Source organism: Allonocardiopsis opalescens (assembly GCF_003002095.1).
Taxonomy (GTDB): Bacteria; Actinomycetota; Actinomycetes; order Streptosporangiales; family Streptosporangiaceae; genus Allonocardiopsis; species Allonocardiopsis opalescens.
In genome coordinates this window covers 278,792-300,966 of sequence record NZ_PVZC01000005.1, presented here as the reverse complement: position 1 = coordinate 300,966, position 22,175 = coordinate 278,792, and the positions used below count along the sequence as shown (strand labels likewise).

Below are 22,175 nucleotides of genomic sequence, written 5' to 3'. Positions count from 1 at the left end.
GTTGCTTGTGATCGTCAACATCTGCGGCAAATCCCCGTATTGGTGTCGTAGATCTTGAGAAGCGGTATGCCGGGTGGGGAGGTGGGCGCGGAAGGGGTGATCCCACAGACCGATCAGTCCGATTTCGGGGGTGTGGAGGACATGGTTGAGCGACAGACGCAGGGCCGCGCGGGAGAGGAGACGGTGCGCGAGGAGGCCGTGCCGCATGTGCCGGCGCAGCCTCGGAGTGATTGGCGGCAGTGGGGTGCTCCCTACCGGTTTACGCCGCTGCTGCAGCAAAGCGGGCGTTCGCCGATGGGTGAGGACTACTCGGACACCTCGGTGGTGCTGTACAACGACACCGGCGGTTCGCTGTACCTCGCGTCCCAGCGGGTGGACGGCGGGGAGTTCTCCTCTGGCGACGGCACACGGGGCAACAACCTCTACGGGGTTCCTCCGCTGGAGATCGGTGCGGGCGGCAGTGCCAGCGTATGGAACGTCGACACCGGGATGAGCGGCGTCGGCGGATGCCTCACCTACGCCACCCCGCCAGGGGAAAGCGACCGCTACTGCGTCGATATCCAGTGGGACAACTGGAACTTCCAGAAGAACCACTACAGCATCAAGTTCTTCCGCTTCGCCACCGCAGACGATCAGGAAACCGAGTATCGCGGTTGCCAGGGCAACATCCTCGCGGCCAAGGGGACCCCGTACCGCCTGCAGGTCAGCGGCGTCGACGTGGACGGCAGGCGGTTCTCCACCGTCGATGATGCGAACTACGACTCCGACACCTTCGGCAAACACGCGCACGCCATCGTGGGCTTCGCCATCGGCTACAACGGAGGCGACGACAGCTACATCGAGGTGGGGGAATTCACGCCCAAGTCCGACGACCAACGACCAGACTACTTCCGGAGCTACGCCCGCCAGTACAAGATCACGCGATCGGAACTGAAGCGGATGTGGGTCGACAACCGGGCCATTCAGCCCCGACCGGGTGCCTGGCTGGGCATGGTCTACGGGCTCATCGAGGATTAGCTCGTCTGTCCGGCTTCGTCGTTTCACCCCGAGGGCGGTGCTTGTCCGGTTACTGTCCGGGCATGGTCGGTTCCCGCCGTCTGCGAACCGGGCGGCCACCACGGCGGCCGCCCCGCTCGGCCTCGCGGCGCCTGATCGCCTCGGCGCGGCGGCATTCCCCCGTGCGCGCCCTCACGCTCCTCAGACGTTCGCACCACGTGCGCGGTCGGGGGTGGAACTGGAACGAGTTCATCATGTCGGTGGCCACGGTGGTGGCCGCCGTGGCCGCGTTCGCGAGCCTGCGATACGTCGATGCCACGTTCCGCATGCAGCAGGAGCAGTTCTGGATGCAGCAGGAGCAGCACGAGGAATACCGGCACGATCGCGAGCGCCGCTTCATCAACATGGTGTCGACCTCCTTCGACCTAAGGGCGTCGCCGTTTGATGACGAGGCGGTCCGTATCGACAACACCGGCTCGGTGCCGCTGACGGTCCAACTCGCCTACACCGTGTCCGACGCAGAAGTCGAAGACCGGCCGACCCACTACGGGAGATTCTGGGAAGAGTTCGAGGCCGGACGGTTGCTCAGCCCTATGAGATTCGATCTGGAAACGTCGATGGCCGGCTGTATGTCCGTCACGATGCCCTTTCCGGAGTATCCCGACCTCAACAGGATGTTCGACGTCGCCGGACGTGAGATCGAACTCGACTTCGTCGGCATCTTCGTCACCGACCCGGCTGGAATCATCTGGTTCCGCGACAACTCAGGACAGTCGTTCCAGGTCATCGGCCCCTCACCCGATCTGACCATTGTCGAGCCCGTCGACCTGTCCCATGCGGGGCGCGCGGTGGAGCAGGCCGGGATTATTCCGTCCGGCGGTGCAACAGTCACCAACCAGGACAATCGCGACAGCGTTGGCTGCTCCCCTCCATCCTGACGGGTATTGCGGACCGCTGGATTTTTGATCACCTCTTGCCTTCGAGTAGGCGAATCTCCGGGCAGCCGACGGCGTGTGAACCACCCCTGTCTGCACCGCGCCGGCGAGTACTACTTCGGGGTTGCCCCGGATGGACTCACAGGCATGCGAACGATCAATCCGGTGGTCGAGCTAGTGGAAATCTCGCTGGACCGCATAACGCCAGCGCTGTCCAGCCCGGTACGCAGCCGCCCGCAGTCGCCCCCACACCACGGGTTCGTCCAGGTCGATTACCTGTATCTCGGCGAGGAATCCCGTCAGTAGTTCGGCCTCCAGATCGGCCGCACCACCCGCGGGGGCGCCCGTGCGAAGCCGGGCGCGTGCTGAACGCAAGCCAGGCAACGCCAAGCCAGCAGCGGCCACCACCCACACGCCTTCGCCGTCGCGCACTCTGCGCACCAGCGCCCGCCACACCTCATCACGCGCCGCCGGTCCTAGTGCAGGAAGCGCCGCCAACAACTCCTCCAACGGCATACGCCGGCTACTCGGTCCTTGCATTGTGACCTCAAGACACGGCTGGCCCGGTCCACCGGCGAGCAGGTGAAATGACTGATTCCATCTCAGTGGAGACAGAAGGTCGTCTTGTGGCTGGGCTCTCTGTGCGGCGTGCTGGCCGTTGTCGCGGTGCTGCGGGCGGTGGTGGTGTGGGGGACGGCCTGGGGTCCCCCTGGTGTGCAGCCTGCTCTGCGTCGACGGTAGGCACCGTGCGCGGCTTGGTCTGGGTTGCTAGCATCGATTTTTAGGCCTAAGATCGAAGCCTAAAAAGGAGGCTTAGATGCTTGCTGGTCTGTCGGCAGGAGACAAGCTGCAGCGACGTGACGTCCATGCCCGCTTCGGGGGGCGGCAGCAAGGAGGGATCGGGCCGTCGAGCAAGGCGCCTGTGGTGCTCTTCTTCACCGACCCCGTCTCCGGGCAGCAACACGGTTACTACGACGGATGGGACACCGAAGGGCTGTTCAACTACGTCGGCGAGGGACAGCGTGGCGACCAGCAGCTGACGCAAGGCAACAAGACGATCTTGAACCACCGAGCCGACGGCCGAACCCTCGAAGGGTTCCGCGCTCAGGGATCAACCGTCACCTACCTCGGCGAGTTCGAACTGGTCGACTACTACTTCACCGACGCTCACGAGACCGGTGACCCAGACACGTTGCGTCAGGTCGTGGTCTTCAGGTTGCGTCCACTGGACACGGTCCCGGTGGAACTCCCCAACCTGCCGATCAGCCCAGAATCCAAACCGCGGGTGGACATGGTTCCCGTTGAGGCGTTGCATACCGAGCGCGCGCACGTGAGTCCCGATCGTGATGACTACGAGTTCGAGCGACGCGAGGCTTCCCTGGTGCACCGCTATCACCAGTATCTGCAACGCCAAGGCCACACGGTTGGCCGACTGCGATTGGTACCACCAAACGAGTCCCGGCCGCTTTACAGCGACCTGTGGGATGAGACGACCGGCGAACTCATCGAGGCTAAGGCCACGGTCGTGCGTGACAGCATTCGCATGGCGGTGGGACAACTACTTGACTATGGCCGGTTCGCCGACGCACGCAGCCTGGCGGTCTTGCTGCCGTCACGACCGCGCCCCGATCTCGTCACCTACCTTCACCACACCGGCATCAACGTTGTGTTCCCCCGGGGCGACGAATGGATTCGTCTCACTCCCAACGGCGACAATGCGGCCTGAGCATTGGACCTTCCTTTCTAGGCTGACCAGGCGGCATCTGTCCTCGATCCGCTGTAGGCGTCGGCAAGCGCCTGACGGCGGCGCAAGGGCAGGTTCAGGCGCCTCCCGTTAACGTCAACGCGAGGCTGTGGGCGCTGTGGTGGTCCCGATTGTTGATCTCGTTCGCTATACATAGGTGAGGCGCCCTCGATAGCCGTTGCCGACACCACTGCATGGGTCAGCTCTCTACCCGTCGTACCCATCCCCCGACTCTCAGCTTGCTCTCTCTCGGCGCAGGAGTGCAGTCGACCACGCTGCTGCTGCTTGCCTGCCAAGGCGTGATTCCACGGTTCGACTACGCGATCTTCGCCGATACCGGCTGGGAACCGCCGTCGGTGTATCGGCACCTGCAGCGGTTGGAGGCCATTGCTGCTGATGCGAGCATCCCCGTCGTCCGAGTTAGCGCCGGCAACATTCGTCGCGACGCCTTAGATGAGAACCATCGGTTCGCATCCATGCCTTTGCATGTTCGCAAATCAGACGGCAGCGCCGGCATGGCACGGAGGCAGTGCACCAACGAATACAAAGTGAGGCTGATCAAGAAGGAAGTCCGCCAACTTCTCGGCTTCCCGCATCCTCAGCGTGTCCCCGAAGATGTGCACGCCGAACAAGCCATCGGGATCTCGGTCGATGAGTTCCAAGCGGCTGCTGGCGGTTAAGGGCCGGCGAGCCGTGGTCCGGCGCCCGCGCAGCACCGGGCGCGTATACCCGCTGCGGAGTCTGCTGCACTGCTCACTGTGCGGACGGCGGATGCAGGGCAGTTGGAACAACGACCAGGCGTACTACCGCTGCACCTTCCCCAACGAGTACGCCACCGCCAACCACATCGCGCACCCGCGAACGCTCTACCTGCGGGAGAAGGACGTACTGCCACCCCTGGACGACTGGTTGGCCCGCCTGTTCGACCCCATCCACCTGGACGCGACCGTGCGCATGCTGGCCGCCAGCCAGCCTGAGAGCACGATCGACCAGCTCACCCGGCATGCAGCCGAGGAAAAGCTCGCGGAGTGCGACGCCAAGCTCGAAAAGTATCGTGCGGCACTGGAAACCGGAGCCGATCCCAGGACCGTGACCGAGTGGATCGACGAAGTCAACGCCGACCGGGCGCTGGCCGCCTCCCAACTCGACCAGCAGCAGCCCGATTCTCCCGCCAGCCTCACGGCCGAGGAGATCACCGCCCACCTCGAAGCCCTGGGAGACCTGACCACCGTGATCCGCAACGCCGACCGGGCCGACAAGGCGCAGCTCTACAAGCATCTGGACCTGCGGCTGACCTACCACCCGGCACAACGAACCGTGCGGGCCGAGGCGAACCTCAACCCGCACGAGCAGCCCATGTACAAAGGGACGTGTCCGAGGGGGAAGCCGAACCATTCCCCCATATGTCGTAGAACCTCTGATCCTCACCGCGGACCTAGCCCTGGTCAGGCGGTGACTTACGGTGAAGCCTTCCCGCTGGTCCCGCTGGGTGACCGTCACTTCGGTGCTACTGCTGGCGTCGATCGCCACGGTGGTGTCCTACGCCCACATGTACGAACTGGCGCTTCGCCACGGCGAACCGAGTTGGCGGGCTGCGCTGTTCCCGCTGTCGGTGGACGGCATGATCGTGGCGTCGTCGATGGTCCTATTGGACTCGGCCCGCTCGGGCCGGCGCGGCGGCTGGTTGCCGTGGACATTGCTGATCGTCGGCAGTATCGCTTCGCTTGCCGTCAACGTCGCGGTGGCCGAGCCGGATCTGTGGTCGCAGGTGATCCACGCCTGGCCGAGCTTCGCGTTGGCGTGTGCGTACGAGTTGCTGATGCAGCAGTTCCGCGTGCATGCGCGTGACGTACGCAGTGCGTATGCAGACCCCACAGAACTCGCGGCCACGATGAAATCGGAGAAGGGTGATGAGGCCAGTTGGCCTCCGATTGAGGACGTGGGTGCCCTTCCAACGGCGCCGCCCGGAACATCACGGCCAGAACTGCATGTCCTCCAAGCATCGAGTGACAACGCCGAGTCGACTGAGAGCGACCGGGTAGGCGCGGTCGAGGTTCCACGAGTCCAGTTGGAAGCATGGCGCTGGGCCCTCGACAACCGTCGCCCTGACGGAACACTGCCCACCGGCAAGGAAATCGCCGCTCACTTCGACCACCAGCCGAGGTGGGGCCGGTTGATCAAGCAATGGGGCCATCAAGGACGATTCGATCTGTTCATCTCGTCAGGATGAACAAGGCGACTCGGACGAGGGCGCTGGTGAATGCGGGAGCGTGCTGCTGTCCAAGTTGGCCATGGCGTCCCCGGAGACGTCGATCCTGTGGCGGTGAACGCGTGGAGAATCGGGTCTCAGTGAGCCTGGCGCGGTTACCGAAGGCCGTTTGCCTTTAGGTCTCGGGAGCGGTATCCGGCGTCAGCGCGGAGGCCGCGCTGGTGGAAGGGCTCCGCGCTTAGCGGCACCTCACCCGACATCTGCCAACGGCAGCACCTCGACACCTGGCTCGCCGAGGGCACGTCGACCCGCTACACCGACCGGGGCGTCGTCCTGTGGGCGCGGGTTCGGGGCGCCATAGTTTGCGAACCCAGCAGGGATGATCAGCGACGCTTCCGCCGTCTCGTCACCTACACGCAGGAGGGTTGCGAACCCTCCAGGGAGGATGAGCGACATGGTTACCACGTCCAGTGCGACAGCGTCCTCATCTACCGTCTCCAAACCCCCTACCTCGTACAGATCGAAACCATCGGCCAACAGCTATGAAAGCCTCATCGAACCCCTCCGCGTCTCGAATGAGGCGATCGAGCAGATGAGCGAAGACGAGGCCAAGAGGTTTGACGCAGTACGTGGCGACGGAATGTCATGGCATTCGATTGTCCATAGAACGCCTCGCCGACGGTTGGGGGACGCATCAGGGAATTAAGAGTGTCGCTGACTGGTGAAAGCAATGACCAAATCGGCCAAGAGGCATTGAGTGGAGCCTGTCTATCCTGCCAGGGCAACGTATCGCCCTAGACGACGACGTGTGTGCTCTCTGCCCGTAGGCTCCGGTTCACAGAGTCTGCTGTCCACACTCTGGGGTTGGTTCGGTGATCGCCCGACTAACCTTGAACCGCGATGACACGCGGAGCGTCCGAAGCATCGTGCCTTAGCCGGGCCGCCGCCCGAGCCGGCTTACCGATCGAAGCCCGGCTCGGTGCCCTTTGGCTCCCTGAGCACTGGACAGGGGAGGAACAAGGCTGCCCGCAGGGGTTGAGTTCCCCGGTCTTGGTGATCCTTGCTGCCGTTGGTCTCGATGTTGGTTAGGATCTCAGTGCACTCCTGGTGGAGAGGACCGCAGTAGCGACGAGACCGTCCAGGAGTGGCCCGGAGGACATATCGGTACATGGAGCAGATCATGGCGCTTGACGCAGACGGTCCGAACGCGGCGTACCTCGACTACAACGCCACTGCGCCGCTGCGTCCGGAGGCGCTCGAAGCCACTCTGAGCGCTCTGAGGAGCGTCGGCAACGCCTCCAGCGTCCACCCGGCCGGCAGGGACGCGGCCTCCCGGGTCGGCCTAGCCCGCTCGCAACTGGCTCATCTGATCAACTGCTCGCCGGGTGAGATCATCTTCACGTCTGGAGCCACGGAGGCGAACAACCTGGCTCTCCACGCGGCCTATGCGAGCGGCGGGGTGCTGGTCACCACTGCCGTTGAACATCCCGCAGTGCTGGAGGCTGCCCGCGCGATCACAGCAGACCGGCCCAACACGCTTGTCGTGCTGCCAGTCGACGGTGACGGCGTCCTCGACCTGGAGCCTTTGGTCGCAGCGTGCCACGAGCGCCGAGTCGCGATTGTTTCGGCCATGCTGGCCAACAACGAGACTGGGGTCCTGACCGATCTGGCACCCATCATCAAGATTGTCCGGGATGTCGGTGCGCTGATCCATACCGACGCGGCGCAGTTTGTCGGCCGACTCCCGCTCGACCTCACCGCGTTGGACGTCGACCTGTTGTCTCTCTCGGCCCACAAGTTCGGTGGCCCGCAAGGGATCGGTGCGCTGTTCGTGCGCCGCGGTACGGCCCTTCCGAAGCGGCCGCTGCTTGTGGGTGGGGGGCAGGAACGTGGATGGCGAGCGGGCACCCTGAACGTGGCGGGTATTGCCGGGCTCGGTGCCGCTGCCGAGGCTGCGCGACTCGGACTCGATGACGAGGCGGCCCGTTCTGCCGAGCTACGCGACAAATTGGAGGCTGGGCTGCGATCGCGTCTGCCCGAATGCCGTATCAATGGCGCCCGAGTCCCTCGACTTCCCGGCGTCGCCAGTGTCACCTTCCCTGATGTACCGGCGGATGCCGTGCTGGCCGCCATGCCAGAGGTGGCCGCTTCTGATGGCAGCGCCTGCGCCGCTGGCGCTCCAAGCCCAAGCCATGTGCTCTTGGCCATGGGTCACAACCGGGAGGAGGCAGATTCCACCGTTCGCTTCTCTCTCGGTTATGCCACTACCGAACGTGACGTCGAGTATGCGGTCGATGCCGCCGTCCGCGCGGTGAGTGAAGTCCGGTCGATCATGGCAGCCACCGCGGAGGCGTGATCGACAACCATCATCGCGTAGAAGCGTCCTCTGTCACCCCACAGCTCCACCGAAAGGGTCCGCCGTATGTCCGATGGTCGCCTCGCCGCCGCAGCCGAACCGAAGTTCGGGCGTCATGAAACTTTCGCCCCGCGCTTCGGTTGGCTTCACAAGGCGTATTCGCAGATCAAGGAAGACGGTGAAATCTTCCACCGTGCGGACGCTCCAGTCCTTCTCGGTGTCGGTAAGAACATGGTCAACGCCATGCGGTACTGGTCGCAGGCCTTCAAGCTCACTCGCGAGCATCCACATAAGGATCCGTCCTATCGGGCCTACGTTGCCTCGCCTACCTGGAGGGCGCGGTGGCTGCTCGATGAAGAGGGAGCTGATCCCTATTTGGAGGACACCGGGAGTTTGTGGTTGCTCCACTGGTGGCTGCTCTCATCCGAGCCCACGAAGTGCTTGGCGCCGAGCTGGTACGTCATGTTCCACCTCGCTCCCTTCTCGAAGGTCACTGCGGCAGGTATGGCCACTATGATCACTCGTCACGTTCACGAGAACTACGACGCAGAGGCCTTCCCGTCGCCAGAGTCGATCAACCGTGACGTGGACTGCCTGGTGAAGATGTACGCGCTCGACCAGGAATACAACCCGCTCTCGCCGGGCAGCTTCGAGGACTTGCTGATGAGTCCCTTCCGCGAGCTCGGCCTGTTGGAGGGCCAAGGGCGAGGCAAGGGACGAACTTGGCGTTTCACCAGCGGATCGCGCGCCAACCTCCCCGCACCGGTCCTGGTGTATGCGTGTCTGGACTACGCCTCGCGTACTTCGGCCGGCTCTGGCTCCATGTCGCTGGCGCGGCTCGCCAACGAGCCCGGTGCTCCCGGCCGGGCTTTCCGGATGAGAGAGCCAGAGCTGACCAAGGCCATTCAGGCCCTGGTCAGCGATCACCCTGGCCTGGATATCACCGAGAACCTCGGCCAGCGTAGTCTGCACTTCGCCAAAGCTCCGAAATCCCTCGCCTGGGACATCCTCGACCAGCACTACGGCCGGGTCCAAGAACGAGCCGGGTTCCCTTCCGAGGATGAGTGGCGTCAGCGGTATCCCGGTCTTGATGAAGACACTCACCGGCGTCCACGCAAGAAGGCGCCGCAGCAAGCGGACGCTCTAGACCTCATCAAGGAGAACGCGTGACCACGGTGACCAAACGTCCTCAAAACTCAGACGAGGACCGGGCCGTCACTCAGCTTCCTACGGGCATCAAGCTGGTCGGTTCTGAACTCCGCTCCACGAATTTGGAGCGCGACGTCCGTAACAAGCATCTGAACTCTCCGTATGTGGGCGCGCGTGCTCTGGACGTCCTCGACCGTGTCACCAACGCGGTCACCGACCTCAAACGTACGCGCGCGTGGTCCTTCACCGGCCCCTATGGCTCGGGTAAGTCCACCCTGTCCAACCTGCTGGACGCCTTCCTCGGACACGACCTGACTCGCCAGGCCGAGGCCCAGGCAGCCGTGGAGGCCACCAGCCCGGGCCTTGCCGCACGGCTGGCTCAAGCACGAGACGCTCGCACGTCCAAAGGGTTTCTGGGGGCGGTGGCCACCGCTCACCGTGAGCCTTTGGCGGCCACGGTGCACCGAGCCCTGCAGACCGCGGTGGACCGCAAGTGGAAGAACCGTGCCCCCAAAGTCATCGCCCAGGCCCTCGCCGCATGCGCCGAGCGCGCGGTACCCACGACCGAGAGCCTCCTCGATGCTGTCACCGCCCTGTGCGCGACGGGGCATCCAGTCCTGTTGATCATCGACGAATTCGGCAAATCGCTGGAGTACCTTGCCGCCGACGGCGATTCCGGTAGCGCCGAGAGCGATGTGTTCCTGCTGCAGATGCTCGCTGAGAGAGGTGCCGGGCGTTCGGGGCTGCCGCTGTTCATCTTCACCCTGCAGCACCTGGCCTTCAGCGACTACGCCGCCCGTTCCAGCGCGATCCAGACCCAGGAGTGGGCCAAGGTCCAGGGCCGGTTCGAGGACATCACCTTCGCGCCCAACCTCGGCGATGCCGTGCACCTGCTGCGACGACGCCTGGATCAGTCGGCTATGGAAGAACCCGGCCGCAGGCTCGTTGACCAGCAGGCGAAAGCCGCGGCACAAGCATGGACCCAGCACGCACTGAACGCTGTCGTGGACATCTCTCCCGAGATGTTCGCTGACCTGTACCCGCTCCATCCGCTCACAGCGATCGCGGCCCCGCTGCTGGCGGCACAGATTGGCCAGCACGACCGCAGCCTCACCGGCTTTTTGGCCAGCGACGAGCCGAACACAGTCCGGCGCACCATCGAGGCGACCTCGGTCGCAGCGCCCGAACGTGTCTCCACGATCCGCCTGCCGCAGCTATATGACTACTTCTTCGCCTCCGGCCGCACCACCATCCTGGCCTCGACCAATGCCAGCCGCTGGCTGGAGGTCGACAACCGCCTGAACGAAGCACATGGGCTGCCCGCAGAAGACCAGGACATCCTCAAAGCTATCGGCATCCTGAACCTGATCGACGCCGACGGCGTCCTGCGCGCCACACCGGCAATGATCCAGTTCGCGCTGCACGACCCGGTCGACGCCCCCGATCCGAAGCGTTTCGCTGCGTTGCAGGAGCGTCTGCAGCGACTCGTCGAGGACAGCCTTGTCGTTCATCGTGACTACAGCGACGAATACCGAGTCTGGCAAGGCAGCGACGTCGACATCGACGCCCGGTTGAAGGAGATCGCCGTCCGCATCGCCCCCAGCGATGTCGTGAGCTTCTTCAGCCAGCACCTGGGCACGGTACTTCCAGCCGCCGTGGTCGCCGGAGCCCACAGTCAACGCACCGGCATGCTGCGCTACTTCTGCACCGCCGTCAGCCACCAGACCGAAAAGCTCGACGGTCCCGAGGTCGTCCGCGACGCTGCCGACGGCATGATCGTCTACCACCTCGGGACGCTGGACACTCGACCCTTGGTCAACTCTCCGCTCCCGGTGCTGATCGGAACCACCAGCGATCCTCCAGCCATTCTGGACGCCGGCATCACCCTCGTCGCTCTCAAGGAACTCCTACAAGACGACACCCTCGACCATGTGGCCACGCGCGAGATCGAGGAACGCGTCGCCGACCTCTCCTACGACATCGGTAGCAAGCTGGACGAGGCTTTCAACCCCCGTAGTCCACAAGCCACTTGGCACCTGTGGGAGAAAGGCGCCGACACCCAAACCGCCCCGCGCACGTCCATTGAGGCGCGCAGCTACGCCAGCCTGGTCTCCAAAGCCTGCGACGAGGTGTACCCGCACACCCCTCACATCCGTAATGAGATGCTCGGGCGCCACGAGCTGACCAGCAACGGGGCTCGCGCCCGCCGCGAACTGCTCACCGCCCTGCTTACGCGCACCGGCCTACCTCTCCTCGACTTCGACAAAGACAAGTACACCCCCGAACGCGCGATGTACCACGGCGTTGTGGAATACCTCGGACTTCACCGCGCCAACGGCCAAGCCAACGGAGACATCCAGGGCGACGGCTTCACCACGCACGGCGTCTCTCACCCAGACCCGCTCAAGAACCCCAGCGTCATAGCGGTCTGGAAAGCCCTCGACGAGGCGCTTACCAACGCGACCCGCCCGACGCCGATCGGCGAGATATACCACCAGCTCATGGCCCCTCCATACGGGGTCAAGGCCGGTGTCATCCCGATCTTGCTGGTTACCGCACTCATCTTGCGTGCCGGGGACGTCGCCGTGTTCGAGGAGGGAAACTACTGCCCCAGGCTCGCCCCAGAGACTGTGGAACGGCTTCTTGCCGACACCGGCCCGGATCGCTTCACGGTCAAGGCCGCGCCCCTCGGGAAGGGGCAGCGTCGCTTGGTGGCCAGCAGGCTTGCCTCCTCCCTCGCCGTCGATGCCCCCCGCTCCCGCACCGCGCGCAACCCCCAACTGCTCGCCGTCACGCGCGCCATTCTGGAGCGGGTCATGGTCCTTCAGCCCTACGCAGCCCAGACTCAGCGTCTCAGCACCGAGGCGCTAAAGATTCGCGAAGTGATCTCCGCCGCCACCGATCCAGACGAGCTGGTCTTCAGTGCCTTGCCCAAGTCCCTCGATCTCAAGCCCATCCTGGTCAGCACCCCGAAAGACGATCAGGCGGCCAACGCCTACGTCTCTCGCTTGACCACCGCTCTGGATGAGCTCTCCAACGCCAGTGCGGCATTGCGGCAGGAGGCCGTCGCGGTGATCGGCCAGGAGTTCCGACTGTCGGCCAACCTCGAAGAACTCCGAGCTGACCTGACCGAGCGGCTTAGCGGCTTCGCCAACGCCTCGCTCGAACCTGCCTTGCAGGGCTTCGTCTCTCGCGTCCTCAACCAAAGCCTTCCCGACGAGGACTGGCTCGACCCGATCATCATTCGCTTGACCAACAAGGCCCTCGGTGACTGGACCGACCGGGACGTCGAGAGCTTCCCCCGGCAGGTAAAACAGATGGCCCGCGCGCTCGACCGCGTCAGTCACCTCTACGACACGCAAGAAAGCCCCCCCGTCGCCAAGGCACAGGCAGACGTGGAGGCAGCCAAGCCCAGGCAGATCGAGACCCGTCTACTGACGCTCACCACTCCCCAGGGAACAGAAGAACGCACGCTGATCCACGTGCCGAAGCAAACACGCACGGCCGCCGATGCTCTGGTTGTCAGAGTCATGAGGCAGGCTGAAGACGAGCTTGGCCCCGACGGCGCCCGCATTCTGCTCGCCGCCCTGGCCGAGCGGCTCGCCGCAACAGATTCCGATTACACCCCCCAGGGGAAGGAGACGCTGTGACCGACGCCAGCAGTTCCAGCGGCAGCCCACGCCACGTCCTCGGGATCTCGGGAGGTAAGGACTCCTCTGCCCTCGCCATCTACATGCGCGACCGCATCCCCGACATGGAGTACTTTTTCTGCGACACTGGCGCTGAGCTCCCTGAGACGTACGAATACCTCAACCGGCTCGAAGCCGCGCTCGGCAAGCCGATCGAACGACTCAACTCCAGTCGTGACTTCGACCACTGGCTAGAGGTCTACCAGGGCACCTTGCCCAGCCCTCAGATGCGCTGGTGCACCAAGAACCTCAAGATCAAGCCACTGGAAGCCTGGGTCGGCGACGACGAGGTAATCTCCTACGTCGCCATCAGATCTGATGAGAACCGCCTCGGGTACGTCAGCACCAAACCCAACATCACCGCCGTCTTTCCCTTCCGCGAGGACGGCATCGACCGTGCCGGTGTGGACCGCATCCTCGACGAAGCTGGCATCGGCCTGCCTGCCTACTACGAGTGGCGCACTCGCTCAGGCTGTTACTTCTGCTTCTTCCAGCGCAAACACGAATGGGTCGGCCTCAAGGACCGTCATCCAGAACTGTTCGAGAAGGCCATCGCCTACGAGGAGAAGGTCAACTACCAGCAGACCGCCATGAAAGACCGCAAGTACACCTGGTCCCAGGGCGAGTCGCTGCATGAACTGATCGAGCGACGAGGAGAGATCGAGGCCAAGCACCAGGCTGCTCTCGAACGGGCCGCCAAACGCCTCAAGCCCAACCGCCCTCTGCTGGAGATCCTCTCCGATGCACACGACGAGGACGACGATCAGGTCGGCTGCGCTGTGTGTCACCTCTGATGGCCCGCTGGGCAGCCGCGGTGACAGACCCGGCGCCCAGCTGCTCTCAGGCAGTCAGTTGACATTGGTGATCATAAGGCAGTCCTCTAGCTTGCCCTTGGTGAGACACGGCATGCTCTTGGGTTCGCGCTATCGTGGAGCTCCCAACGGGCACGTGCGCTGGGTGGTCACAGGATGGCTTGGGGAGAACGTGGGGCATGGGAACCGAGCGGATCCCCTACCTCCTCGGCCATGCCGAGATTGCTCGTCTATTCGGCGTTGCCGCTGACACACCGCAGCTTTGGCGCAAGAGATCTCTCCTTGGAGAGCCGGATCTGGTGATCTCTGGCAAGCCCTACTGGCTGCTCCCCACTGTGCTGGCCTTGGCCAGGCCCGGTGGCAGGGAAGTGGACCCGGATCGACTTGCCGAGTACAAAGCTGACATTCCCAACGGCTACCTTGTTCAGGCCTTGGACGGCCCGCCTTCCTTGATCGGCATCAAGGAAGTCTCGTGGATCTTCGGCAAGAAACCCTCCGACATCGGGCAGTGGCGAAACCGAGGCACTCTGGCCAGGCAGGACCTCCTCCTGTCAGGATCTCCTCTCTGGTTCCTGCACACAATCATCGAGGATGCTGAGCGTCGAGGCCGCGCTGTCTCTGCAGAGGCAGTTGAGCGGATTCAGGCCGGGGAGAGAGAGCAGCCGCTGCCTCGGCGCCAGCGCGGAGTTCCTCCTGCAAGCATGGGGCGGGCATTCCCTGCTGCGCAGGTCTTCACCAGCGGTGAGAGCGTTGCTGCGGTCGCCTTCCTCCGCCGCATCCTGAACGCCGGTTATGCGGTGGAGGTGCGACCGCGTCCTGCTGGTGAACGCTCCAAGCATGATCGCTCCACCAACACGGACCCTCCAAGCGGACCGCGGGCGTAGATCGCTGCGTCCTACTCGGCAGCGCTCACTCTGTCACTCTCGAACGTTTGGCCGCTTGGTGCCCACGCCGCCTTGACAATGTGACCATAAAATCTTATGGTCACTCGAAAAGGAGAAAATCCATGTCCAGAGACAAGGGTGACAGACGGGAGACCGCCGCTGCCGAGGCCAACGGCCTGAGGGTGATCTCGTACGGCGGCGGTGTCCAGTCCACTGCGCTCCTAGTGCTGGCCGCGCAGCGCAAGATCGACTTTCCAGTGTTCCTGTTCGCCAACGTCGGGGATGACAGTGAGCATCCAGCGACACTCCATCATGTGCGCGATATTGCTGCCCGGTACGCAAACCGGAACGGCATCGATCTACATGAGATACAGCGCCTCCGCCGCGACGGGAGCACCGAAACGCTCTGGGAGCGCCTCCACAGGCCTGGCGTACGGTCGATCCCGATTCCCATCCGGATGGCTAACGGTGCCCCGGGGCGCAGATCGTGCACGTCCGACTTCAAGATCAAGGTCGTGGGTCGGTGGCTGCGGGAGCACGGGGCGACAGCGGATCGACCTGCCATTGTTGGCATAGGGATCTCTGTCGATGAGATCCACAGAGCCAACAAGCGCCGAGGGGAGCCATACGAGCGCATCGAGTATCCGCTCCTCGATCTTGGACTCCGTCGCGACGACTGTGTCCGGATCATCACTGAGGCTGGCCTTCCGGTGCCGCCCAAGAGCGCGTGCTTCTTCTGTCCATTCCATACGTTGGGAGCATGGCGGCAGCAGCGGCGCGATGAGCCTGAACTGTTCGCGAAATCGGTGCAGCTCGAAGCCGTGGTGAACGAGCGGCGCGCAATGTTGGGCAGGGACACTGCCTATCTCACGCGCTACGGGCTTCCGCTGGCTGACGCAATTCACCAAACCTCCCCAGTAGCCGACCACCACGACCAAGAGCCCGGTTGTGACTCAGGATGGTGTATGACCTGAACTCGGGCCATCGGCATCAGGCCGAGCAGCAGGCCAACGTTCAGCGAGGCAGCCGTACCGAGCGTCACGGTTGGTCGTTGCGCCCCGTATGAGAAGGCGGTGGCTTGCTGTGTCGGCTTGTTCGGTGCTGGTGGAAGGTGTGGCGGGCCTAGATTGGTCGGTAGTCGTCCTTGGTGGTGTGGGTGAGGAGCGGTTGTGGCTCAGCGTCCGTCCCCGGTGCGGGGTATGCGTGATGTGCTGCCGGATGCCGCGGAGCGGCGTTTGTGGCTGGAGTCGGCCATTCATCAGGTGTTCGCCCGGTTCGGTTACCGTCCGATCGAGACGCCCGCGCTTGAGGATCTGCGGTTCTTGGAGTCGGGGCAGGGCGGGGACAACGAGAAACTGATCTTCAAGACGTTGCGGCGCGGGTTGGACCTGGCGCAGGTGCGTGAGGTCGGTGAGTTGGCGGATGCGGGGCTGCGGTTCGATCTGACGGTGCCGCTGGCGCGGTTTTATGCGACGAACGCGCCGGAGTCGCCGGCGCCGTTTCGGGCGGTGCAGATCGGTGCGGTGTGGCGGGCCGAGCGGCCGCAGCGGGGGCGGTGGCGGCAGTTCACCCAGTGCGATATCGACATCCTGGGGGAGCCGTCGCTGCTGGCCGAGGTGGAGTTGCTGACGGCGGGTGGTCAGGCGTTGGCGGCGGTGGGGTTGGAGGAGTTCACGATCCGGCTCAACCACCGTGGGCTGCTGACCGCGCTGCTGGGGGTGTGCGGGTTCGCGGCGCAGGCGTCTCCGCAGGTGCTGATCGTGGTGGACAAGCTCGACAAGATCGGCGCTGAGGGGGTGGAACGCGAGCTGCGCGAGGCCGGCCACCCGGAACAGGCGGTGGGGGCGCTGGCGCAGGTGCTGGCGAAGGCGGATGCGGCGACCACGCCCGATGAGCTGGCGAGGCTGCTGCCGTCGGGCATCGATGAGCGGCTGCTGGAGGAGCTGCGCACGATCACCGACGCCGTGGCCCTCCCAGTGGGTGCGCCGAAGGCTCGGGTGGTGCTGGATGTGTCGCTGGTGCGGGGGATGGGCTATTACACCGGTCCGATCTTCGAGGTGGCTGCCCCGGGCTTGGGTTCTTCGATCGCGGGCGGTGGCCGCTATGACGAGATGATCGGCCGGATCGGCGGGCAGCCGGCGGCGTGCGGGTTCAGCATCGGCTTCGAGCGCCTCGCCGAAGTCCTCACCCCCGCCGCGGCCGACCAGAGCGGTCGGGTGGCGCTGCTGTGGCGTGAGGACCAGGACTGGCCGCGGTGAGCGCGCACGCCGCCCAGTTGCGCGACCAAGGCCACACCGTGGAGACCATCCGGATCTCGGGCAAGGGCAAGGGCCCGGGAGCTGGCGCCCTGACCGAACGACCGCAGTGGGGCGACGAGCCATGGTTCGACCCGCGCATGACGCCGCCCATCCTTAACTCACCACCGATAACTACTTTGTCTGGGACGAACCCCTACAAAAACTACCTCTATACCGATGTCTGGGTGAGCAATTCGTCGCTATCTACCCACGTCCGAGATTTCGAGCGCGTTACTGGTAGCGTCCGTTCACCTTTGTCCGAGCAGAACGTCACCGCAGCCGGCATCGGAGCCAGGGCATCGCGTTCGTGATCTGACCGAAGGCCCGTTAGCCCTTCGGGTATCAAAACTGGTGCAACGATCAATCCGAAAGGCGACCGCGAAATGACGCTTCCGGTGCACTACTTGCACAGGGTAAGAGCGATATCTGGACTGAATGTAGTGGCCAGCTCGAGCTGTGCCGGAATTAGGGCTGCACTAGGACCAGGTGTGATGAGGGGCCAGCGCGCAGGCTACGACGGTCAACTAGCATAAGATTACTTGGGTCGACTGCTTATAGCCAACTGCTCCACCACCTCAGTATACCTACTTCAATTCCCGACCCTGGCGGAGCTCCCAGCGATCATAAGCACGATAAAATCGTTCGAAGTGTGCAAGCCAGGCTGCGAGTGTATCGGTCATGACTCGTACTTCTTCGTCGCTTTTACCGCGCCCAGCAATAACTTGTCTCAGGTCTTCGGGGGACAAGCGCGGCTGACCTAGAAGCTCTAGAAGGCCGGGAATATCTCGCAGTCTCGTCTGAACTGCATCATTGAATCTCTCCTCTGAGAGGCCTGCGGGTAGATCAAGGTATGCGAGGTCGGACAAAACGCCCTTGCGGATTGAAGCAGGCATCCCCCGGCTCCCTCGATAAAACTGATACAAGCGAGCCGGTTCGCGAGTGCTCGGCGTCCATAGATCAGCCGTGACTTGGACACCGAGTATGCTGCTAGCTGTAGTCGGTAGGACCATTTCTGCCTGCTCACGCATAAATTCCGCCAAGCTGGCTGTGGCGGGGCTTGTCATGCCTTCGAGTGTCGACAGCAGGCGCTGTACCCCAGGATGTGATGTGCTTGCTTCTATCAGTATTTCGAGATTCGAGTCTGATGTCTTTCCGAGCGCCTTGGCTGTGAGGTTGGCCGACCCAACAAGACACAATTCGTCTGCAATGTACAGCTTTGCGTGCAGAGCATGGCAGAGGTGGATTTGGATACGAGGGTCATTCGCTGCCAGTTGAATAATCTCCGGGTCTGACACGCCCGCGGCAATCTCCGATGGAACCCATCGCGTGATGCATCGAATCTCCGCGACATCCGTTGACACGCAGTGGAGGGCGGCTTCGAAGATGCTGCGTTTGATGAAGGGGGCTACAAGGACGACGCGTCCTTTTGCGTGACTGAGAAGTATCTCAAGTTGTTCCCATACGTGCGCCCTATCCTGCATACTTAAAAGTCCCCATCCTCGATGAAGTCGCGAGCATAGCTGCCCCAGTCGCGACGAGCGTCCTTGACTATCTTGAGACGCTCGGGATCTGACGTCTCCTTCTCCATACGCGCCCAGGAGAAGAGGAGGAGCTGGAAGGTGGTGGCGACTTGGGCGAGGCGTTCTCGCAGGTCCTCGGAAGAGGAATCGCTTGGGACCTCCTCCATGACGGCCATCAGCCGGCCATGAAGAACATGATCCGAATTGAATGCGACCTGAAGGATACTGGTCATTGGGTCGATCGTGAAGAACGCTTCGGTGTCCTGAGATGAAGTAATCCAGTTCGCCAACAGACCCAACTTGAGCGAATGGTCAACTATCTTCGTGGCGGCCGCTGGGTCAACGTGGTGGCGCGCTACCAGGTTGTCGACCTGTTCCTTTCGCTTCTCGTCTTCGCTCTGGCCGCGACTGGCGAGGTCCTCCTTGGTGGTGTGTCCGTCTTCCTGTCGCTTCCTGATAGCGTTGGTGGCTTGGCGTGCTGCTCTGTCTGGGTGACGTTCCCCAGAATCTCCACGGATTCCTTTTGTCTGCGCCTTTATCTTTGCGCGCATCGGACGCAGCAATGAAGTTCTGATGTGATTGGCGAGGTCGATGAGTGGCAGCCTCGGGTCTCCCAGCTCCTTCAGGCGGTCTTTGTACGCCTTGTATGTTTCACCTTCATCAAGCTCCGCTTCCCAGTTGAGACGTGCAAGCGACTCGAAAACGGTAGCGCTCTGCTTGTTGTTGGTCACGCCGAAGATGTCATCCAGCGCTTTAGGGAAGGATACCTCTACCCCCCACCAGCGTTCCCTGACATCGCTTTCTGCCCAGGCGCTGTCGAGGAGAAGTTCCCGGTCCTCACGTATAAGGGAGATTCCGACGTTCCGTTCTGCGTGCTTGCCCCATTTCTGGTGGCCTGCGTCCTTGTTAGACTTGGCATCTTGGGGCCACGGGTGGCCCGGAATATCGCGTATGCGTGCTTCGGGGCGCGCCATTGCCGCTCGGACCGTAACCGTGTGCCGAATACCGTCCTTGTCCGCAATCTGGAAGGACTGGAACCCTGGCCGTTCCGGGTCACCGAGTTCAAAAGCCTGGAACATCGGCTTGCTGTTGAAGGGGGGCGGTGTGCAGGTTTCCTTCATCAGGTACAGCGGGTCATTGGGGGCCGCGTAGTACTCGCCGCCTTCGATGACCTGCCCGTCCCGGACAGGTGCCATGCGGATCTGGACCCGTCCCGTGTCGAGAAACTTTCGGTAGATGCGGCCGATCAGTTCCTCAGTGTGACGAAGGGTGGCGGCAGCCCCGTACCAGTTCACTCGATCTAGGTCGGTCCACAACACGAGCGTCCCGGACCTGTCGAGTCCGTTGCTGAGCCTGCGCCAATACTCTGGAACAGGCTTGTGTTCCGGGTCGGGTACGTTCTCTTGGCCCTTCCTGATCTGGTCGAGGTTCAGGAAGGTGTATAGGGCGTTGCCGGGGCCGTTGGTCCAGGACCAGACCTCGACCTGTGTGCATTGCGACAGACTAGAGTTCGGCAAACCCATGCCGAACTTGCCGATGCGGGGTTCTCCGTCATTACCGTTGCCACTCCCGTCACCATACTTGAGTGACCTTCGAAGCGTCTCGGCGTTCATCCCGTGGCCGTTGTCGAGGACCGCGATTTCTTCAACGCGATAGGACACTCGAGTTTTTAGTTGGACAGGAGCTTCGCACGCGAACACTTCCACCAGGTCGGCCTTGGCATCGATGCTGTTGTCGATGAGCTCGGCGAGCGCGTGGGCGGTGTCTTTGTAACCACTATCGCGCATCGCTTTGACCGTCAGCTCAGGGCTGACGATCCTGTATTTGTCAGAATGCACGCTCATGCGGTCTCCCATACATCTTCCCAGTTAGTGAATGCAGCAGCGAGATCCCCGAAGCCAGGAAGGCTCGGATCGATGACGGTGACGATTTCGCAGTTCGGGGTGCCACCAGCTCTTGGACCTCTGATCACCCGGCCGACCATCTGGCTGTAGAGCACCAGGGACTTCGTCGGGCGGGCAATGACTGCCGCGCTTGTCTCTGGCGCGTCGAAACCAGTCGTGAGGACGCCATAATTGCAGAGGACCATGGTGCGGCGGGACTTACTTTTGAACCGTGTTATCGCCCTGCTGCGATGTGCTGCTGTGGATTCGCTGGTCACGTAGTCGGCGTCCATGCCCATAGATTTCAATACTGCTGCCAGGAGACGGCAGTGTTCGACTGAGGCGGCGAAAACCAGGATTCTCAGGTGCCGTTCGGCGAGATCTTGAATCGTGTGCACGACCTGAAGGCTCCACTGCTCTGAGGCGGTGAGCCGCTGCACAACATCGCCTGGGATATCGAAAGATCGCGCGATGCGATTGAGATCTTCTTCGGACAGCTCAAGACCTGCGTCTGCGCCAACGGTGTGCATGGTCGGCTTGGAAAGGAATCCGTCGTCGATAAGTGCGGTTACTGGATTGGAGTACCCTTCGATCTTTAGCATCACCTTCTGCCGGTGAAAGAAGTCTGACAGCTCCTCGTCTTTGGCGATGTTCGACCAGGTTCGGCCCGGGGTTGCGGTTAGCCCGAGCAGTGAGCATTCGGGCCGCACTGTCAGGGCGTAGACCACGTGTTGGTAAGTGGGAGCGATGATTTGATGGGCCTCGTCGAAGACCACCAGGCTGCTGCGCGAGGCGAGCTTGTCCAGGTACTGCGGGTCCTGCTTGACAGCCGCGACCGCCTTTTCCAGACCGAGGATAACGACCCCGTCGCTGACATCGCTGACATCGGCCAAGGCGGAGCTCCAGGCGTGGGCCACAGTCACAGGCCGGTCGCCGAGCCGGCTCCAGGCTCGTTCGAACTCTGCGGCGGCCTGTTCGAGGAGTTCTTGGCCGTGTGCGAGCCACACGACGACCGTGGGGCCGTGCTGCCGAAGATGGTCAGCGATGATGTTCATCGCCGAGCGCGTCTTGCCGACTCCGGTCGGCAGATGCAGCACGACGCGGCGGTAGCCGTCGTAGAGTAGGACTTTCGTGCGTTCGATCGCGTCGCGTTGATGCGCGAACAATCCGTATTCGGGTTCCACCGTGGTCCGACTCTGCGGACCCGGAGCCGGGACACTCTCCATGGTCCGGCCAAGGAACTCCAGCAGTTCTGCCCGTTTGTCGGCTGTCCAACGCAGAGAGTTCAACACCGCAAGGGGCGGGGCTCCGTCGATGTCCTGTTGCAGGCGTTGCAGCAGCTCGACCTGCTTAAATTTGGGAATGAGGCGGAGAAGTTCTTCCCGCTCGGTAGCGTCAGTGATGAGGTGGTCGAGGTCGATGGCGTCGCCCGCGACGGTACGGACCCATGCCTCATTTGCCTCACCGCCTTCGAGTAGATCAAGGAGCCGGCAGAAGTCGTCACCGAGGAGGCGCCGAACGTAGGTGTAAGGGGCGTCTTCGAGGACGGTTTCGAAGGCGATACCCGGCGTCCATGTCGTCACGCGGGCTCCGCGCTATCTCGCGTGCGTGCCTGCGATGAACGTGCTGTTCGTGGTCTTTGCACAGAGCTCGCGGAGCGGATGAGTTGGTCGGTGGTGTGTGATGCAGTCGTGCCGGTGC

Annotated in this window: 18 protein-coding genes and 1 pseudogene; 15 read left to right on the top strand and 4 right to left on the bottom strand. The window is 63.0% G+C overall.

The features are described 5' to 3' along the window. Window positions 1–96 precede the first annotated feature (96 nt). From CLV72_RS18235 to CLV72_RS33955, 6 genes and pseudogenes are all read left to right on the top strand, one after another. Window positions 97–1,017 (top strand): hypothetical protein, encoded by a 921-nt coding sequence (locus tag CLV72_RS18235; RefSeq protein WP_146159482.1) that lies wholly within the window; start codon window positions 97–99, stop codon window positions 1,015–1,017. Between the two features lie 161 nt (window positions 1,018–1,178). Then, window positions 1,179–1,934 (top strand): hypothetical protein, encoded by a 756-nt coding sequence (locus CLV72_RS18230; protein WP_146159481.1) that lies wholly within the window; start codon window positions 1,179–1,181, stop codon window positions 1,932–1,934. Window positions 1,935–2,078: 144 nt separating this feature from the next. After that, window positions 2,079–2,237 (top strand): hypothetical protein, encoded by a 159-nt coding sequence (locus CLV72_RS32300; RefSeq protein ID WP_170141021.1) that lies wholly within the window; start codon window positions 2,079–2,081, stop codon window positions 2,235–2,237. A gap of 511 nt (window positions 2,238–2,748) precedes the next feature. Further along, complete coding sequence (locus CLV72_RS18225) at window positions 2,749–3,657, top strand: SRA domain-containing endonuclease (protein WP_146159480.1); 909 nt, start codon at window positions 2,749–2,751, stop codon at window positions 3,655–3,657. 278 nt (window positions 3,658–3,935) lie between these two features. Next, complete coding sequence (locus CLV72_RS18220; RefSeq protein WP_245930291.1) at window positions 3,936–4,355, top strand: adenine nucleotide alpha hydrolase family protein; 420 nt, start codon at window positions 3,936–3,938, stop codon at window positions 4,353–4,355. After that, window positions 4,291–4,497 (top strand): annotated as a pseudogene (locus CLV72_RS33955) (recombinase zinc ribbon domain-containing protein); the annotation flags it as partial. The gene CLV72_RS18220 and the pseudogene CLV72_RS33955, both read left to right, overlap by 65 nt. Here CLV72_RS33955 and CLV72_RS18215 read toward each other — a convergent pair. Then, entirely contained in the window at window positions 4,429–4,953 is a 525-nt protein-coding gene (locus CLV72_RS18215; RefSeq protein ID WP_146159479.1) for a hypothetical protein, read from the bottom strand. The pseudogene CLV72_RS33955 and the gene CLV72_RS18215 overlap by 69 nt on opposite strands. 226 nt (window positions 4,954–5,179) lie before the next feature. Between CLV72_RS18215 and CLV72_RS18210 the strand changes: the two genes are divergently transcribed. From CLV72_RS18210 to CLV72_RS31805, 9 genes are all read left to right on the top strand, one after another. Continuing rightward, the gene (locus tag CLV72_RS18210; RefSeq protein WP_245930290.1) at window positions 5,180–5,905 is read left to right on the top strand and encodes a DUF2637 domain-containing protein; all 726 of its coding nucleotides are present in this window, start codon (window positions 5,180–5,182) and stop codon (window positions 5,903–5,905) included. A 1,147-nt stretch (window positions 5,906–7,052) separates the two neighbouring features. Further along, window positions 7,053–8,240: a cysteine desulfurase family protein gene (locus CLV72_RS18205; RefSeq protein ID WP_106247692.1), complete on the top strand. Its 1,188-nt coding sequence runs from the start codon at window positions 7,053–7,055 to the stop codon at window positions 8,238–8,240. Window positions 8,241–8,306: 66 nt separating this feature from the next. Then, window positions 8,307–9,410, top strand: a complete 1,104-nt coding sequence (locus CLV72_RS18200; RefSeq protein WP_106247689.1) for a DUF4007 family protein — start codon at window positions 8,307–8,309, stop codon at window positions 9,408–9,410. Further along, window positions 9,407–13,039 carry a hypothetical protein gene (locus CLV72_RS18195; protein ID WP_106247686.1) on the top strand — a complete coding sequence of 1,211 codons (3,633 nt, stop codon included), beginning with the start codon at window positions 9,407–9,409 and terminating at the stop codon, window positions 13,037–13,039. The genes CLV72_RS18200 and CLV72_RS18195 overlap by 4 nt, the downstream gene beginning before the upstream one ends. Beyond that, complete coding sequence (locus tag CLV72_RS18190; RefSeq protein ID WP_106247683.1) at window positions 13,036–13,872, top strand: phosphoadenosine phosphosulfate reductase family protein; 837 nt, start codon at window positions 13,036–13,038, stop codon at window positions 13,870–13,872. The genes CLV72_RS18195 and CLV72_RS18190 overlap by 4 nt, the downstream gene beginning before the upstream one ends. Window positions 13,873–14,069: 197 nt before the next feature. After that, complete coding sequence (locus tag CLV72_RS32875; protein WP_211302939.1) at window positions 14,070–14,774, top strand: hypothetical protein; 705 nt, start codon at window positions 14,070–14,072, stop codon at window positions 14,772–14,774. Window positions 14,775–14,896: 122 nt separating this feature from the next. Next, window positions 14,897–15,748, top strand: coding sequence for a phosphoadenosine phosphosulfate reductase (locus CLV72_RS18180; RefSeq protein WP_211302938.1), 852 nt, complete (start codon window positions 14,897–14,899; stop codon window positions 15,746–15,748). A gap of 225 nt (window positions 15,749–15,973) precedes the next feature. Then, entirely contained in the window at window positions 15,974–17,032 is a 1,059-nt protein-coding gene (locus tag CLV72_RS18175; RefSeq protein ID WP_146159478.1) for a histidine--tRNA ligase, read from the top strand. Next, window positions 17,029–17,382 carry a hypothetical protein gene (locus CLV72_RS31805; RefSeq protein ID WP_146159477.1) on the top strand — a complete coding sequence of 118 codons (354 nt, stop codon included), beginning with the start codon at window positions 17,029–17,031 and terminating at the stop codon, window positions 17,380–17,382. Before CLV72_RS18175 ends, CLV72_RS31805 begins: the two co-directional genes overlap by 4 nt. A gap of 273 nt (window positions 17,383–17,655) precedes the next feature. On the opposite strand, the gene CLV72_RS33950 is transcribed toward CLV72_RS31805, so the two are convergent. Genes CLV72_RS33950 through CLV72_RS18165 form a run of 3 tightly spaced genes read right to left on the bottom strand, consistent with a single transcriptional unit; the run spans window position 17,656 to window position 22,057 of the window. Then, the gene (locus tag CLV72_RS33950; protein WP_146159476.1) at window positions 17,656–18,552 is read right to left on the bottom strand and encodes a phospholipase D family protein; all 897 of its coding nucleotides are present in this window, start codon (window positions 18,550–18,552) and stop codon (window positions 17,656–17,658) included. Window positions 18,553–18,554: 2 nt separating this feature from the next. Next, a complete protein-coding gene (locus CLV72_RS18170; RefSeq protein WP_245930289.1) occupies window positions 18,555–20,435 on the bottom strand; it encodes an ATP-binding protein in 1,881 nt (626 codons plus the stop codon). Next, the gene (locus CLV72_RS18165) at window positions 20,432–22,057 is read right to left on the bottom strand and encodes a DEAD/DEAH box helicase (protein ID WP_245930288.1); all 1,626 of its coding nucleotides are present in this window, start codon (window positions 22,055–22,057) and stop codon (window positions 20,432–20,434) included. The genes CLV72_RS18170 and CLV72_RS18165 overlap by 4 nt, the downstream gene beginning before the upstream one ends. Window positions 22,058–22,175 lie beyond the last annotated feature (118 nt).